The following is a 15,160-nucleotide window of genomic DNA, read 5'->3' as shown; positions in this document are numbered from 1 at the left end:
CCTGTGGGTATGGTGTGGGTGTGGTGTTGTATGGGGGTGCGGGCCGGTTCGGTCGGGTCGGCTCAGCCGGGCAAGGTCAGCACGCCTTGGGCGCGCAGGTGCTCCAGCTGCGCGTCGCTCAGATCCAGCAGGCGGTTGAGCAATTCGCGGGTGCCTTCGCCCAAGGTGGGCGGGGCGCTGCGGATGGGCAGGCGCTGGCCGTTCAGCCGGTAGGGCGGTGCAAACACATGCGTGTGGCCGGCCACCGAGTGCGGCAGCTGCTGCACCAGCTGGCTGCGCTGGGTGCGTTCGCTGGTCAGGGCTTCGTGCAGGCCGGCCACCTGGCCGCAGGGGATGCCGTGGGCGTTCAGGCGCTCCAGCAACAGCGCGCGCGGTAGGCTGCGGATGACCTCGGTCACCAGGGGCAGCAGGCTCAGGCGGTGGCGGGCGCGCTCCACATTGGTGGCGTAGCGTGGGTCTTCCACGATGTCGGGGCGTTGCACCACGTGGCGGCAGAACTTGTCGAACTGGTGGTTGGTGCCCACGGCAATGATGAGCGGGCCGTCGGCCGCCTCGAACAGGCCGTAAGGCACGATGGACGGGTGGGCGTTGCCGTAGCGCTGCGGGTCGCGGCCCAGCAGTAGCGCGTCCAGGCCGTAGTAGCCGGTGACCATCAGGCCGCAGTCGTACAGGGCCAGCTCGATGAGCTGGCCCTGTGTTTTGGCGGGGTTGGAAGGGTGGATAGCGTCCGCCACCCGATCACGGCGGAACAGCGCGGCCAGCACCGCCTGGGCGGCGTACATGCCGGTCATCATGTCCACCACGGCCACGCCAAATTTCAGCGGCGGCATGTCGGCCGCGCCATTGAGCGCCATCAGGCCGGCTTCGCCCTGGATCACCAGGTCATAACCCGGGCGGCTAGCCTCGGGGCCGCTGCTGTCGTAGCCGGCAATGGCGCAGTAGATCAGGTCAGGCTTGAAGGCCTGGAGCTGCGCAAAGCCCAGGCCCAGCTTCTCGGCACCGCCGGTCTTGAAGTTGTGGATCACCACGTCCACCTGCGGCAGCAGCTGCTGCACGATGTGCAGCCCCTCGGGGCTTTGCAGGTCCAGCGTGAGGGACCGCTTGTTGCGGTTCATCGCGCTGAAGTAGGTGGTCTCGGTCTGGCCGATGCGCTGGCCCCAGTCGCGGGTGTCGTCGCCCCGGCCGGGGTGCTCCACCTTGATGACCTCGGCGCCAAAGTCGGCCAGCACCTGGCCGCACAGCGGCCCGGCGAACACGCGGGAGAGGTCTAGAACGCGCACACCCTGCAGCGGCAGCGTGGGATGCGCGTGGGGGTGAGAAGGCGTGTCGTGCATGGTTCAGACCTCCGCATCAGCCGGGGCGTCGGCCTCGGCCTGGGTCAGGGCGATGAAGCGCGCCAGGTGGTGGTCTTCATCGCCAAACTGGTGGTCAATCATCACCAGACGCTTGGCGTAGTGCGAGAGTGGCAACTCCCAGGTCATGCCGATGCCGCCGTGCAGCTGGATGCTCTCTTCGGCCACCAAGGTGCCGATGCGGCCCACGCTGAACTTGGCGGCGCACAGCGCTTTTTCGCGGCGCAGGCTCTCGGGCTCGTCGACGGCAGCGGCCGCGTTGATGACGGCCGAGCGGGCCTGCTCCACCTCCAGCAGCAGGTCGGCCATGCGGTGTTGCAGGGCCTGGAAGCTGCCGATGGGCACGCCGAACTGCTTGCGGGTGCGCAGGTACTCCAGCGTCTGGTCTTTGGCCACGTCCATGGCGCCCAGGCTTTCCGACGCCAGGGCCAGCAGCGCGTAGCCGTTCAGGCGCTGCAGCAGTGCCCCGCCCTGCCCTGCGGTGCCCAGCAGCGCGTCGGCCCCCAGCTGCACGGCGTTCAAGCTCAGCTGCGCGGCGCGGCCGCCATCGATGCGGCCGTGGCCGCGCCTCTCAAGACCCGCCGCCGTGCCCGGCACCAGGAACAGGCTGATGCCCTCGGCGTCCAGCGGGCCGCCCGCCGTACGGGCCGAGACGAGCAGCAGGTCGGCCGAGTCACCCAGCGGCACCACGCTCTTGGCGCCCTGCAGCCGCCAGCCCTGGGCGTTGCGGGTGGCAGTGGTGCTCACGCGGTTCAACTCGTAGTGGCTGCCGGGCTCGTCGTGCGCCCAGGCAGCGGTCAGCTCACCGCTGATGAGGCCGGCCAGCTCAGCACGCTGGACAGGGGTGCCCGCCTCGATCAGGCCGCGCCCCACCAGCAGCGCGCCCAGCAGGGGCTCCACCACCAGATGGCGGCCCAGGCACTCGAACACCACGCTCACATCGAAGCCGGCGCCGCCGAAGCCGCCATGGCTTTCGGGGAACAGCGCGCCGATGGCACCCAGCTCGGCCAGGCCGGCGTAGAGCGTGCGGCTGTAGCCCAGGGGGCTTTCGGCATGGTGGTGGCGGGCCTCGATGCCGTTGTGGTCGGCCAAGAAGCGGTTGAGCGAGTCCGCCAGCATACGGCGGTCTTCGGTGTGCTGGAAGTTCATGTCAGCGTCCCGTCCTCACAGGCCCAGGATCATCTTGGAGATGATGTTCTTCTGGATTTCGTTGGAGCCGCCGAAGATCGACAGCTTGCGGTAGTTGAAGTAGCTGGGCGCGGCGGTGGAAGCCACCGTGGCCAGTTCGGGGTCGCCCAGCAGGGGCTCGTCAAAGCCCTCGTACTGCGCGGCCTCGATGAAGGCCAGGGCCTGCGGCCCCATGGCGCGGCGGATCAGCGAGAGGATCTCCTGCCGGATCTCGGTGCCGCGGATCTTGAGCATGGAGCTTTCCGCCCCCGGCACGCCGCCACCGGCCACGGCGGCGATCACGCGCAGGTTGGTGGTCTTCATGTTCTCCAGGTCGATCTCCACCCGGGCCATGCGGGCGGCGAACAGCGGGTCGTGGCTCAAGGGCCGGCCGTTGCACTGCACGCGCGCCGCAATCACCTTGAGCTTGGCCATCGCCGCGATGCAGAAGCCCACGCCGGCGATGCCGGTGCGCTCGTAGGTGAGCAGGTACTTGGCATAGGTCCAGCCGGCGTTCTCCTCGCCCACCAGGTTCTCGACGGGCACCTTCACGTCGGTGAAAAAGACTTCATTGACCTCGCGGTCGCCATCCAGCGTGCGGATGGGGCGCAGCTCCACGCCGGGCGTGTTCATGTCCACCAGCAGGAAGCTGATGCCGGCCTGGGCCTTGGCCGCGCGGTCGGTGCGCACCAGGCAGAAGATCATGTTGGCGTGCTGGCCCTGGGTGGTCCAGGTCTTCTGGCCGTTGACGAGGTAGTAGTCGCCCGAGGCATCACTGACACGGACGGCGGTGGTCTTCACCGAGGCCAGGTCCGAGCCCGCACCGGGCTCGGAATAGCCCTGGCACCACCAGTCCGCACCACTCAAGATGCGTGGCAGCCAGTGGGCTTTTTGCTGCGCGTTGCCGTACTTGATGAGCACCGGGCCCAGCATGCTGACGCCGAAGGGCACGATGCGCGGGCCGCCGGCCAGGGCGCATTCGGTGTCGAAGATGAACTTCTCGACCGCGCCCCAGCCCGGGCCGCCGTGGGCCTGGGGCCAGTGGTAGGCCAGCCAGCCCTGGGCCTGCAGGATGGCGTGCCATTGCTCCTGATCGGCCTTGGACAGGCGCTGCCCGGCCTTGACCTGCCGGGCGATGCGCGCCGGCAGCTTGCCCTTCAGGAAGGTGCGCACGGTATCGCGGAAAGCCAGTTCCTGCGGGGTGAATTGGAGGTCCATGAGCGGGGTTCCTGCGCTGAGGTCAGAAGATTTCGAACAGGCCGGCGGCACCCATGCCACCGGCAATGCACATCGTCACCACGCCCCACTTCACGCGCTGGCCCTGGGCCTTGCGGCGCCGGCCTTCCAGCAGGAGGTGGCCGGCCAGGCGGGCGCCAGTCATGCCAAAGGGATGGCCAATGGCGATGGCGCCGCCGTCCACGTTCAGGCGTTCATCGGGGATGCCCAGGGTCTTTTGGCAGTAGATGGCTTGCGAGGCAAAGGCCTCGTTCAGCTCCCACAGGTCGATGTCGTCCACCGTCAGGCCGTGGCGCTGCAGCAGCTTGGGCACGGCGTAGACCGGGCCGATGCCCATTTCGTCGGGCTCACAACCGGCCACCGCCAGGCCCCGGAAGGCACCCAGCGGCTGCAGGCCCAGGCGCTCGGCCTCAGCGGCTTCCATCAGCACGCAGGCGCTGGCGCCGTCAGACAGCTGCGAGGCATTGCCGGCGGTGATGAACTGCTCTGGACCCTTCACCGGGGCCAGCTTGGCGAGTGACTCGTAGGTGGTGCCCACGCGGTTGCAGGTGTCATGGTCCACCGTGGCTTCTTGCTGGGTGACGGCGCCGGTGGCCTTGTCCGTCACCGCCATGGTGGTGGTAACGGCCACGATTTCCTCGGCATAGCGGCCGGCGGCCTGGGCCTTGGCCACCTTGCGCTGGCTCTCCACCGAGAAGCGGTCCTGCGCCTCGCGGGAGATGCCGTAGCGGCGGGCCACCACATCGGCGGTGTCGATCATCTCCATGTAGAGCGCGGGCTGGTGGGCCACAATCCAGGGGTCCAGGCCGCTGGCACCGTCTTGGCGCGAGCGGATGCCCGAGATGCTCTCCACCCCGCCGGCAATCATGGCCGGCGCGCCATCCACCACGATGCGCCCCGCCGCGATGGCGATGGCCTGCAGGCCCGAGGCGCAGAAACGGTTGACAGTGGTGCCGCCGATGCTCAGCGGCAGGCCGGCGCGCACCACCGTCTGGCGGGCCACGTTGCGGCCGGTGATGCCTTCGGGGTAGCCGCAGCCGAGCACGGCGTCTTCGATCAACGACGGGTCAATGCCGGCGCGCTCCACCGCGGCTTTCACCGCAAAGCTGGCCAGCGTGGGGCCGGGGGTGATGTTGAACTCGCCACGGTGGGCTTTGGTCAGCGGCGTGCGGGCGGTAGAGACGATGACGGCTTGGCGCATGGGAGGGCTTCTTTGGGAGGGAATTGGGGTGTCAGGCGGTCGCAGCCCGGCCGCGCGGCCACGTCAGGCGTGACCGCACGGGGGCCGGAGGGCGCAAGGAGTCAGAGACTCTCAGCCTCTTAGATTCAGGCTGTCGAAGTTGCGGCCCTCGGCCACCAACTGTTCCAGCAGTGGCGCGGGCTGCCAGAACAGCGTGTCTTCTTCGGCCAGGCGGCGCAGGTCCGCCAGGATCGGGGCCAAGCCGACGGTGTCGGCGTACTTCATGGGGCCGCCGCGGTGGCGCGGAAAACCGTAGCCGTGGACGAAGGTGACGTCGATGTCCAGCGGGCGCAGCGCGATGCCGTCGGCCAGCACCTTGGCGCCTTCGTTGACCATGGCCGCCAGGTAGCGGCTCAAAATCTGCTCGGGCGTGAAGGCGCGGGGCGTGATGCCCTTGCGATTGCGCTCGGCGTCCACGATGGCCAGCACCTCGGGGTCTGGCTGGCCGGTGCGGGCGCCTTGCGGGTAGCGGTAGAAGCCGCGGCCGGTCTTCTGGCCAAACCAGCCGCGCTCGCACAGGCGGTCGGCGATCTCCACGTAGCGAGCGCGCGGGTCACGGGTGGCAGCGCGGCGCTTGCGTGCGGCCCAGCCGATGTCGCCACCGGCCAGGTCGGTCACCTGGAAAGGCCCCATGGGGTAGCCGAAGCCGCGCACGGCGGCGTCGATCTCGTAGGGGCTGGCGCCGTCTTCCATCAGGTGGTCGGCGGCCTGCTTGTAGGTGGCCAGGATGCGGTTGCCGATGAAGCCGTCGCACACCCCCGCGCGCACCGGCACCTTCTTCAGGCGCCTGGCCAGCTCGAAGGCGGTGACCACCACGTCGGCGCCCACCCGGGCCGGCACCACGATCTCCAGCAGCTTCATGATGTTCGCCGGGCTGAAGAAATGCAGCCCGATCACGTCCTGCGGGCGGCCGGTGGCGGCGGCAATGGCGTCGATGTCCAAGTAGGAGGTGTTGGTGGCCAGCACCGCACCGGGCTTGCACACGGCGTCCAGCTGGCGGAACACGGCTTTCTTGACGTCCAGGTCCTCGAACACGGCCTCGATCACCAGGTCCACGTCCGCCACCTCGGCGTAGCGGGTGGTGGGCGTGAAGCGCGCCAGGGTGGCGGCCTTTTGCGCCTCGGTCAGGCGGCCCTTGGCCACCAGGCCATCGTACACCTTGGTGACATGGGCCACGCCGCGCGCGATGGCCTCGTCATCACGCTCCACCATCACCACCGGCAGGCCGGCGTCTAGTGCCGCCACGGCGATGCCGGCGCCCATGGTACCGCCGCCGATGACGGCCACGCGGGCCACCGGGCGCGGGGTGGCGCCGCGGGCCTCGGGCACCTTGACCACCTCACGCTCGGCGAAGAAGGCGTGGATCAGGCCGGCGCGCTGCGGGCTGTCGATGCAGGCCAGGAACAGGCGGCGCTCCAGCGCCATGCCCTCGGCAAAAGGCAGTTCCACGGCGGCGCGCACCGCCTCGATGATCTTCAGCGGCGAGAACAGACCACGGGACTTTTTGGCGGTGTCTTCGGCAAGCGCGTCCAGCGTGGCCAAGGCAGCGGCGGGGTCGGCCACGGCCATATCCCGCACCCGGCGCACCGGGGCACCCTGGGCGAGTCGCGCCTGGGTGTAGGCCAAGCCGACTTCCAGGGGGCTGAGGGTCTCGTCGTCCACCAGCAGGTCGATCAGGCCGGCCTTCACGCCGGCGGCGACGCTGATGGGCTTGCCGCTGAGCATCAGCTCGGCGGCGGCCTTCACCCCCATCAGGCGCGGGGCACGCTGGGTGCCCCCGGCGCCGGGCATCAGACCCAGCTCCACCTCGGGCAGGCCCAGCCTGGCGGCTGCAAAGGCCAGGCGGTAGTGGGCGGCCAGCGCCACCTCCAGCCCGCCGCCCAGCGCCGCGCCCTGCAGGCAGGCCACCACAGGCTTGGTGCACGACTCGATGCGCTGGCACACGTCCGGCAGCACCGGGGGCACAGGGGGCTGGCCGAACTCGCGGATGTCCGCACCGGCGATGAAGGTCTTGCCCTCGCTCACGATCAGCACCGCCTGCACCTCGGGCGCGGCGTCGGCCTGCTCGATGGCATCGAACAGGCCACGGCGCACGGCGGCGCTCAGGGCATTGACGGGTGGGTTGTGGATCGTGGCCACCAGCACCGATCCATGCAGGACGGTGGTGACAGCGGACGGGGCCGCAGAGGCCGATGCGGATGCGGGAGCGTCGTGCGCCATGGGAGGTCTCCTGTGTTGTTTTGGGCTTGACCCTATTCTTCTGATCCCGGAGTGTTTTTACAATCTCAAAATATTATGACGAACTGTCAAATAAATTTTGACATTGCCATGGACATCCAAGCCCTTAACCTGCTGGTGGAAATCATCGACTGCGGCAACCTGAGCCAGGTGGCGCGCAAGCTCAAGATGACGCGCGCCAACGTGAGCTACCACTTGGCCCAGCTAGAGAAGCAGACCGGCGTGCAGCTGGTGCACCGCACCACACGGCGGGTAGAGCCCACCGAGGTCGGGCTGCGGCTCTATGAACATGGCTGCAACATCCGGAACGAGATGCAGGCGGCCCAGGAAACCATCACCCGCCTGGGCCAGGGCCTGCAGGGACGGGTGGGCATCAGCGTGCCCAGCGGCTACGGGCAGATGGTGATGTCGCACTGGCTGATCGAGTTCAAGCGCCAATACCCGGGCATCGTGCTGGACGTGGTGTTCGAGAACCGGGTGGACAACCTGCGCGACGAGATCGACATCGCGGTGCGCATCCTGCCCGAGCCGCCGCAGCAGCTGGTAGCCCGCGACATGGGAACGGTGCGCTACCTGGCCTGCGCAGCCAGGACCTATGCCGACGCCCACGGCCTGCCCACCGAGCTGGCCCAGCTGGGCAGCCTGCCGGTGGTGACGGCCAATGTGGTGGGACGGCCGCTGTCGGTGCGCGGCTACCGCGGCGACAGCCGGGAGGAGGTGCAGCTCGCTCCCGCCCTGATCTCCGACCACTATCCCTTCCTGCGACAGGGCGTGCTGGCCGGTCTGGGCATCGGCCTGCTGCCCGACTACATGGTCCAGGACGTGTTGACCAGCGGCGAGGTGGTGACCGCGCTTGACGACTACCGGCTGAGCATCTTCGGCACGCGCATGTACCTGCTCACCCTGCCCAACCGTCACCCGACCCGCGCCGTGCGCACCTGCATCGACCACCTGCTGGCACGGGCCAAGAGCGAGTCGCCCTCATCCTGAACGGCTTGGCGCCTGCCGCCGCCCCGGTTAAACTGCGCGCCGCCAGGAGAGAGCCGCGCCCCCGAGCGCGGCCGCCGAAGGCGCAGAGGCGGGCCTGAACCCCCGATCTCGAACGCTCAGGCAGAAGGACTGGCAAGCGCCCGTGCCGCCGACAAGACCGGCACGGACGACACCTCACTGGAGAGAGACCACGGGCAGCGCCAGCAGGCGAGGCGACGCGGTCCACCGAAGGGGCAAGCGCCACATGGCGTCAATCTCTCAGGTAAAGCGGACAGCGAGGGCAGCACCATCGATCGACGATGGACCGATCCGTTCAAGATCGATGACCCGATTGCCCTCCCTCCGCCGAAAGCGAGCCGCCCGATGTCCGACGCTCCCGCCGCCTCCACCCCGCTGCTGCAGACCCCGCTGCACGCGCTGCATCTCGAACTCGGCGCTCGCATGGTGCCGTTCGCCGGCTACGCGATGCCGGTGCAGTATCCGGCCGGCATCATCGCCGAGCACCGCCAGTGCCGCGAGGCGGCCGCGCTGTTCGATGTCTCGCACATGGGGCAGGTGCGGCTGGTGGGCGACGATGCCGCAGCCGCGCTGGAAACGCTGGTGCCGCAGGACATCGCCGGCCTGGGCCTGCTGAAGCAGCGCTACGCCTTCTTCACGAACGACGCCGGCGGCCTGCTCGACGACCTGATGGTCACCCGCCGCGAGCACGACCTGTTCCTGGTGGTCAACGCCGGCTGCAAGAACGCCGACATCGCCCACCTGCAGGCCCGCATCGGCGCGCGCTGCCAGGTCATCCCCGAGCCGGAACGCGCGCTGCTGGCGCTGCAGGGCCCGAAGGCGGTCGACGCACTCGCGCGCCTGGACGCCGGCGTGGCGGCGCTCACCTTCATGACCGGCGGCCACTTCCGCCTGGCCGGCGCCGACTGCTTCGTCACCCGCTCGGGCTACACCGGCGAGGACGGCTACGAGATCTCGGTGCCCGCCGCCCAGGCGGTGGAGCTGGCGCGCGCGCTGCTGGCACAGCCCGAGGTGGCGCCCGCAGGTCTCGGCGCCCGCGACACGCTGCGCCTGGAAGCCGGCCTGTGCCTCTACGGCCACGACATCGACACCGCGACCACGCCGGTCGAGGCCGGTCTGGTCTGGGCGATCCAGAAGCTGCGCCGCCCGGGCGGCGAGCGCGCCGGCGGCCATCCCGGCGCCGAGGTGATCGGCGCGCAGCTGACCGGCGGCGCCGCGCGGCGCCGCGTCGGCCTGGTGGGCCTGGAGCGGCTGCCGGTGCGGGAAGGCGCGCCGCTGCTCGACGCCGAGGGCCGCCGCGTCGGCCAGGTCACCAGCGGCACGGTCGGCCCGAGCGTCGGCCAGCCGATCGCGATGGGCTACGTCGAGACCGCGCTGGCGGCGGTCGGCACCGCGCTGTTCGCCGAGGTGCGCGGCAAGCGCGTGCCGATGCAGGTCGCCGCGATGCCCTTCGCGCCTCACCGATACTTCCGCGGCTGAAGTGCGCGCCGCCCGCCGTGGCGGCCGACCTCAGCCCTCCATTTCATCGAACGAACGAACGAACCATCCGCATCCTGCGGGATGCGCTCCAGGAGCCCCTCATGAGCATCAAGTACACCCCGGACCACGAGTGGATCGACGCCACCGACACCGCCGCCGCGATCGTCGGCATCACCGTGCACGCGCAGGACGCGCTCGGTGACGTGGTGTTCGTCGACCTGCCGGCCGTCGGCACCACCTTCGCCCAGGGCGATGTCGCCGGCGTGGTCGAGTCGGTCAAGGCCGCGGCGGACGTCTACGCCCCGCTGTCGGGCGAGATCGTCGAGATCAACGAGGCGCTGCGCGACGACCCGTCGCTGGCCAACACCGATCCGCTGCAGGCCGGCTGGTTCTTCAAGATCAAGCTGTCCGATCCGTCGCAGCTCGACGGCCTGATGGACGCCACCGCCTACGACGCCCTGACCCAGGGCTGATGCCGGCCGGCGCGGGAGCCTGGTGCGATCCGCATGAACCGCACGCCATGCGCCCCCGCCGCCGCGCCCCCTTCTCCTCCCGCCTGACCGCCCTGCGGCCGGACGCCTGCAGGCCCCGGTCCGGGCCGCGCCTTTGCCCGACGACGACGCCACCGCCATGACGACTCCCGCCCTGCCCCGCCTGAGCGACCTCGAGAACCCGCGCGAGTTCACCGCGCGCCACATCGGCCCGGACGCGGCCGATGAAGCCCGCATGCTGGCGTCGATCGGTCCGGCCAGCCGCCGTGCGCTGATCGACGCGATCGTGCCGCCCTCGATCGCGCGCCCCGCGCCGATGGACCTGCCCGCGCCGCTGACCGAGGCCGAGGCGCTGACCGAACTGAAGGCGCTGGCGGGCAAGAACCGCGTGCTGACCTCGCACCTGGGCTGCGGCTACTTCGGCACGCACACGCCGGGCGTCATCCTGCGCAACATCCTCGAGAACCCGGCCTGGTACACCGCCTACACGCCGTATCAGGCCGAGATCAGCCAGGGGCGCATGGAAGCGCTGGTGAACTTCCAGACCATGGTCACCGACCTGACCGGCATGGCGATCGCCAACGCGTCGATGCTCGACGAGGCCACCGCCGCGGCCGAGGCGATGACGCTGGCCGCGCGGGTGGGCAAGTCGAAGTCGACCCGCTTCGTCGTCGCGCATGACGTGCTGCCGCAGTCGCTCGAGGTGATCCAGACGCGCGCCAAGCCGCTGGGCATCAGCGTCGACCAGGTGCACGCGACCGAGATCGCCGCGTCGCTGGCGGCCGCGCCGGCCTTCGCAGTGCTGCTGCAGTATCCGGGCGTGAACGGCCAGATCCGCGACCTGCGCCCGATCATCGATGCCGCCCACGCCGCCGGTGCCCTGGCCATCGTCGCCGCCGACCTGCTGGCGCTGACGCTGCTGACCTCGCCGGGCGAGCTGGGCGCCGACATCGCGCTGGGCACGACGCAGCGCTTCGGCATGCCGATGGGCGCCGGCGGCCCGCACGCCGCCTACCTGGCGACCCAGGACGCCTTCAAGCGCTCGCTGCCCGGCCGTCTGGTGGGCGTGAGCATCGACAGCCACGGCGCGCCCGCCTACCGCCTGTCGCTGCAGACCCGCGAGCAGCACATCCGCCGCGAGAAGGCCACCTCGAACATCTGCACCGCGCAGGTGCTGCCGGCGGTGGTCGCCAGCATGTACGCGGTCTACCACGGCCCTGAGGGCCTGACCCGCATCGCGCAGCGCGTCGCCCGCCTGACCGCGATCCTGGCCGAAGGCCTGAAGGCGCTGGGCTGGACGCTGCTGCACGACAGCGCCTTCGACACGCTGCAGGTCGCCGCGGGCGATCGCCGCGACGCGCTGATGGCCGCGGCAGTCGCTGCGGGCCGCAACCTGCGCGCCGCCAGCGCCGACACGCTGGCGATCTCGCTCGACGAGACCTCGACCCGCGCCGACGTGGAAGCGCTGTGGGCGGTCTTCGGCGCTGCGGCGGGCGACACGCCGCTGCCGAGCCTGGACGCCTACGCCGACACCGTCGCGCCGATGATCCCGGCCGCGCTGGTGCGCAGCTCCGCGTTCCTGACCCACCCGGTCTTCAACACGCACCACAGCGAGACCGAGATGCTGCGCTACATCCGCGCGCTCTCGGACAAGGACCTGGCGCTGGACCGCAGCATGATCCCGCTGGGCTCGTGCACGATGAAGCTCAACGCGACCTCCGAGATGATCCCGATCACCTGGCCGGAATTCGCCCAGGTGCACCCGTTCGCGCCGGCCGATCAGCTCGCCGGCTATGCCGAGCTGAACGCGCAGCTCACCGCCTGGCTGGCCCAGGCCACCGGCTACAAGGGCATCAGCCTGCAGCCCAACGCCGGCTCGCAGGGCGAGTACGCCGGCCTGCTGGCGATCCAGGGCTGGCACGCCTCGCGCGGCGAGAGCCACCGCAACATCTGCCTGATCCCGGAGAGCGCGCACGGCACCAACCCGGCCTCGGCGCAGATGGTCGGCCTGCAGGTGGTGGTGGTGAAGTGCGACGCCAACGGCAGCGTCGACCTCGACGACCTGCGCGCCAAGTGCGAGAAGCATGCGGACCAGCTCGCCGCGATCATGATCACCTACCCGTCGACCTACGGCGTGTTCGAGCCGCGGGTGCGCGAGCTGTGCCAGCTCGTCCACGACTTCGGCGGCCGCGTCTATGTCGACGGCGCCAACATGAACGCGCTGGTCGGCCTGGCCGCGCCGGGCGAGTTCGGCGGCGACGTCAGCCACCTGAACCTGCACAAGACCTTCTGCATCCCGCACGGCGGTGGCGGCCCCGGCGTCGGCCCGGTCTGCGTCGTCGAGGACCTGGTGCCCTTCCTGCCCGGCCACGCGACCGCGGGCGAGACCCGCGAGGGCGGCGTGGGCGCGGTGTCGGCCGCGCCGCTGGGCAACGCGGCGGTGCTGCCGATCTCGTGGATGTACATCCGCATGATGGGCGCCGAGGGCCTGAAGGCCGCCACCGAGACCGCGATCCTGAACGCCAACTATGTGGCCGCCCGTCTGGCCGCGCACTACGACATCCACTTCAGCGGCGGCATCGACGGCATCCAGGGTGGCGGCGTGGCGCACGAGTGCATCCTCGACCTGCGCCCGCTGAAAGAGACCTCGGGCATCAGCGCCGAGGACGTCGCCAAGCGCCTGATCGACTACGGCTTCCACGCGCCGACGCTGTCCTTCCCCGTCGCCGGCACGCTGATGGTCGAGCCCACCGAGAGCGAATCGCTGGCCGAGCTGGACCGCTTCTGCGACGCGATGATCGCCATCCGCGCCGAGATCGCGCAGGTCGAGTCCGGCGCCTGGCCGCGCGAGGACAATCCGCTGAAGAACGCGCCGCACACCGCCGCCAGCCTGGTGTCGGGCGAGTGGACGCACGGCTACAGCCGCGAGACCGCCGCCTACCCGGTGGCCAGCCTGCGCCGCACGAAGTACTGGAGCCCGGTCGGCCGCGTCGACAATGTGCACGGCGACCGCAACCTGTTCTGCTCCTGCGTGCCGATGAGCGCGTTCGAGTCCAACTGAACCTGCCCTGACGAGACCTGCCGATGACGCCTTCCGACCGCGCCCTGCCCCTGCAGCATTTCGCCAGCGACAACTACGCCGGCATGTGCCCGAACGCCGCGCGCTGGTTCATGGAGGCGCAGACCAGCGGCCACGAGCCGGCCTACGGCGAGGACCGCTGGACGCAGCAGGTCTCGGAGGGCTTGCGCGAGCTCTTCCAGACCGACTGCGACGTCTATTTCGTCTTCAACGGCACGGCGGCCAACTCGCTGGCGCTGGCCTCGCTGTGCCAGAGCTACCACTCGGTGATCTGCAGCCCGGTGGCCCACATCGAGACCGACGAATGCGGCGGGCCGGAGTTCTTCTCCAACGGCTCGAAGCTGCTGGTGGGCGAATCCGAGAGCGCCTCGGCGCGGCTCGGCAAGCTCACGCCGGACGCGGTGGAATCGCTGGTGACCAAGCGCCACGACATCCACTACCCGAAGCCGAAGGTGGTGAGCCTGACCCAGGCCACCGAGCTGGGCACGGTCTACAGCGTCGAGGAGGTGCGCGCGATCGCCGCGATCGCCAAGCGCCGCCACCTCAAGGTGCACATGGACGGCGCGCGCTTCGCCAATGCGGTGGCCACGCTGGGCTGCCATCCGAGCGACATCACCTGGCGCGCCGGCGTCGACGTGCTCTGCTTCGGCGGCACGAAGAACGGCCTGCCGGTCGGCGAGGCGGTCGTGTTCTTCGACCGGGCGCTGTCCGAGGACTTCGCCTGGCGGGTCAAGCAGGCCGGCCAGCTGGCGTCGAAGATGCGCTTCATCTCGGCGCCGTGGCTGGGGCTGCTCGAGAACGACACCTGGCTGGCCAACGCGCGCCATGCCAACGCGATGGCCGCGCGGCTGCACGCCGCCCTTCGCGACGTGCCCGGCGTCGAGCTGCTGCACGCGCCGCAGGCCAACGCGGTCTTCGCGCGGCTGCCGCAGCCGGCGGTGAACGCGCTGCATGCCAAGGGCTGGCGCTTCTACCAGTTCATCGCGGGCGGAGGCTGCCGCTTCATGTGCAGCTGGGACACCCGGCCGGAGTCGGTCGACGCCTTCGCCGCCGACATCCGCCAGGCCTGCGGCGCCTGAGCAGCGAACGCGGTCAAGGGCTGAAGTACAGTCGGGCGCCATGAACATCCGACTGATCCAGATCCTGCCCGAGTCCAGCGAGCCCCCGAAGCAGCTGATGATCCTGCTGCACGGCGTCGGCGCCAGCGCGCAGGATCTCGTGCCGCTGGCGCATGCGCTGCGCGAGTCCTTTCCCGCCGCGGCCTTCGTGCTGCCCGACGGCGTCGAGCCCTTCGACGCCAGCCCGGCACTGGCCGGACGCCAGTGGTTCTCGATCCAGGGCGTGACCGAGGAAGACCGCCCGGCGCGGGTGCGCGCGGCGCTGCCGGCCTTCGTCGAGCTGATCCGTGCCTGCCAGCGCCACTTCGGCATCGGCGAGGCCGCCACCGCGCTGATCGGCTTCTCGCAGGGCTCGATCATGGCGCTGGAGGCCTGCGCGGCGGTGCCCGGCCTGGCCGGACGCGTGCTGGCCTTCTCGGGCCGCTACGCGCGTCTGCCCGAGACGGTCTCGCCGCTGACCAGCTATCACTTCCTGCACGGCGCCGAGGACGCGGTGATCGCCGCATCGAACTCGCGCGCCGCCTTCGAGCATCTCTCCGGCCTGGAGGGCGGCGACGCCACGCTCGACATCGCCGACGGCGTCGGCCACGAGGTGCACGAAGCGCTGGTCGACCGGGCGCTGTTCCGGCTGACGCACCATGTGCCGGTGCGGATCTGGAAAGAGGCGATGGGCGCCAGCGCCCCCTCGCCCTCCGGGGACAACTGAGGACGATTCGGTCCCGAATTCGGCCGATCGGGCATCGCGCCGGCGG

The 15,160-nt window shown here is 70.2% G+C and carries 11 protein-coding genes and 2 riboswitches; of the genes, 6 read left to right on the top strand and 5 right to left on the bottom strand.

Annotated features, from left to right (window positions below; translation table 11 throughout):
• Positions 1-62: 62 nt before the first annotated feature.
• From HZU84_RS02095 to HZU84_RS02075, 5 genes are all read right to left on the bottom strand, one after another.
• Complete coding sequence (locus HZU84_RS02095; RefSeq protein WP_149503892.1) at positions 63-1,334, bottom strand: CaiB/BaiF CoA transferase family protein; 1,272 nt, start codon at positions 1,332-1,334, stop codon at positions 63-65.
• 3 nt (positions 1,335-1,337) lie between these two features.
• A complete protein-coding gene (locus HZU84_RS02090) occupies positions 1,338-2,501 on the bottom strand; it encodes an acyl-CoA dehydrogenase family protein (RefSeq protein ID WP_149503893.1) in 1,164 nt (387 codons plus the stop codon).
• A 15-nt stretch (positions 2,502-2,516) separates the two neighbouring features.
• Positions 2,517-3,737, bottom strand: a complete 1,221-nt coding sequence (locus tag HZU84_RS02085; RefSeq protein ID WP_149503894.1) for an acyl-CoA dehydrogenase family protein — start codon at positions 3,735-3,737, stop codon at positions 2,517-2,519.
• Positions 3,738-3,759: 22 nt separating this feature from the next.
• Positions 3,760-4,956: an acetyl-CoA C-acyltransferase gene (locus tag HZU84_RS02080; RefSeq protein ID WP_149503895.1), complete on the bottom strand. Its 1,197-nt coding sequence runs from the start codon at positions 4,954-4,956 to the stop codon at positions 3,760-3,762.
• Positions 4,957-5,067: 111 nt separating this feature from the next.
• Positions 5,068-7,215 (bottom strand): 3-hydroxyacyl-CoA dehydrogenase NAD-binding domain-containing protein, encoded by a 2,148-nt coding sequence (locus HZU84_RS02075; RefSeq protein ID WP_149503896.1) that lies wholly within the window; start codon positions 7,213-7,215, stop codon positions 5,068-5,070.
• A 108-nt stretch (positions 7,216-7,323) separates the two neighbouring features.
• Here HZU84_RS02075 and HZU84_RS02070 point away from each other — a divergent pair, with 108 nt between their 5' ends.
• From HZU84_RS02070 to ypfH, 6 genes are all read left to right on the top strand, one after another.
• Complete coding sequence (locus HZU84_RS02070; protein ID WP_149503897.1) at positions 7,324-8,223, top strand: LysR family transcriptional regulator; 900 nt, start codon at positions 7,324-7,326, stop codon at positions 8,221-8,223.
• Positions 8,224-8,265: 42 nt separating this feature from the next.
• A riboswitch (glycine riboswitch) is annotated at positions 8,266-8,356 on the top strand.
• Between the two features lie 34 nt (positions 8,357-8,390).
• Positions 8,391-8,508: riboswitch (glycine riboswitch) on the top strand.
• 78 nt (positions 8,509-8,586) lie between these two features.
• Positions 8,587-9,720 (top strand): glycine cleavage system aminomethyltransferase GcvT, encoded by a 1,134-nt coding sequence (gcvT, locus tag HZU84_RS02065; protein WP_149503898.1) that lies wholly within the window; start codon positions 8,587-8,589, stop codon positions 9,718-9,720.
• Between the two features lie 101 nt (positions 9,721-9,821).
• Positions 9,822-10,193 carry a glycine cleavage system protein GcvH gene (gene gcvH, locus HZU84_RS02060; RefSeq protein WP_149503899.1) on the top strand — a complete coding sequence of 124 codons (372 nt, stop codon included), beginning with the start codon at positions 9,822-9,824 and terminating at the stop codon, positions 10,191-10,193.
• A gap of 157 nt (positions 10,194-10,350) precedes the next feature.
• The gene (gene gcvP / locus HZU84_RS02055) at positions 10,351-13,272 is read left to right on the top strand and encodes an aminomethyl-transferring glycine dehydrogenase (RefSeq protein WP_149503900.1); all 2,922 of its coding nucleotides are present in this window, start codon (positions 10,351-10,353) and stop codon (positions 13,270-13,272) included.
• Between the two features lie 23 nt (positions 13,273-13,295).
• Positions 13,296-14,369 carry a threonine aldolase family protein gene (locus HZU84_RS02050; RefSeq protein WP_149503901.1) on the top strand — a complete coding sequence of 358 codons (1,074 nt, stop codon included), beginning with the start codon at positions 13,296-13,298 and terminating at the stop codon, positions 14,367-14,369.
• 40 nt (positions 14,370-14,409) lie between these two features.
• Positions 14,410-15,114 (top strand): esterase, encoded by a 705-nt coding sequence (gene ypfH / locus HZU84_RS02045; protein ID WP_149503902.1) that lies wholly within the window; start codon positions 14,410-14,412, stop codon positions 15,112-15,114.
• Positions 15,115-15,160 lie beyond the last annotated feature (46 nt).

Source organism: Sphaerotilus sulfidivorans, from assembly GCF_013426975.1.
GTDB classification, from domain to species: domain Bacteria; phylum Pseudomonadota; class Gammaproteobacteria; order Burkholderiales; family Burkholderiaceae_C; genus Sphaerotilus; species Sphaerotilus sulfidivorans.
Note: the sequence above shows the minus strand (reverse complement) of the source record. Positions and strands in the feature narration are given on the sequence as shown.